This window comes from Caballeronia sp. M23-90 (assembly GCF_053574605.1).
In genome coordinates this window covers 1-1185 of record NZ_JBSIPA010000847.1, presented here as the reverse complement: position 1 = coordinate 1185, position 1185 = coordinate 1, and the positions used below count along the sequence as shown (strand labels likewise).

The window sequence follows — 1185 nt, the reverse complement described above, 5'->3', positions numbered from 1 at the left end:
CCCGCAGCAGTTCTCTTTGCCAGCCGTTTACACACGATCAACTAACCTTCAGCACGTCCAAATCCGCTACGGGAGATCAAAACAATGGACCTGCTTTATATCGCCGGCATCATCGCCTTCTGGGCTTCCGCTTCCTGAACCGGGTCGACGGCTTCAGGAAGCGCGTGCGATCGTCAACGAACTGCGCAAGTACGACGAAGCGCTGTACGAAAAACCACGCTGGCTGGTGCTCAACAAGCTGGATATGGTTCCGGACGACGAGCGCAAGGCGCGCGTGGCGGACTTCATCAAGCGTTATGAATGGGACGGTCCGGTGTTCGAAATCTCGGCGCTGACCGGCCAGGGCTGCGAAGGCCTGACGTACGCCATCTTCGACTACATCTCGAAGAACTCGGACGCATCGCGTGCGGCGGAAGCCGAAGACCTCGCCGCCGACGTGCGTTTCCGCGACGAGCCCGCAGTCGCGGCGCCTCAGCCAGCGCCGGAAATCGACGAAGACGAAGACGAAAACGAAGCGTAAGAAAAGCCAGGCTCGTGGTGTATCGAGGAGAAATGCGTCAGATGCGTTCCGTCATAGCCGCTTCGAAGCGACTCGTAGTGAAAGTGGGATCGAGCCTCGTGACAAACGATGGCCGCGGGCTCGATCATGCAGCCATCGCGCGCTGGGCCGCGCAGATCGCAGCGTTGCGCGCTCAGGGCAAGGAAGTCGTGCTGGTAAGTTCGGGCGCGATTGCCGAAGGGATTCATCGGCTGGGCTGGACAAAGCGGCCGCGTGAAATCGACGAGTTGCAGGCCGCCGCGGCAGTCGGGCAAATGGGGCTGGCGCAGGTCTACGAAAGCAGTTTCGGCAAGCACGGCATCCGGACCGCACAAATTCTGCTCACGCATGCCGATCTGGCCGATCGCGAACGCTATCTGAACGCACGCTCAACGCTCCTGACCTTGCTGCGCCTGGGTTGCGTGCCGATCATCAATGAAAATGACACCGTCATCACCGACGAAATCAAATTCGGCGACAACGACACGCTCGGCGCGCTCGTGGCGAATCTGATTGAAGGCGACGCGCTGATCATCCTCACCGATCAGCGCGGTCTGTTCACCGCCGATCCGCGTCACGATCCATCGGCGACTTTGGTCGAACAAGCCGATGCCGGCACGCCGGAACTCGAAGCCATGGCGGGGGGA

1 protein-coding gene and 1 pseudogene are annotated in these 1185 nt (G+C 60.6%); both read left to right on the top strand.

The features are described 5' to 3' along the window. Positions 1-520: pseudogene (locus ACRXB1_RS36395) on the top strand (hypothetical protein); the annotation flags it as partial. Positions 521-561: 41 nt separating this feature from the next. After that, a partial coding sequence (gene proB, locus ACRXB1_RS36390) for a glutamate 5-kinase (RefSeq protein ID WP_449494818.1) occupies positions 562-1185 on the top strand: 624 nt, incomplete at its 3' end.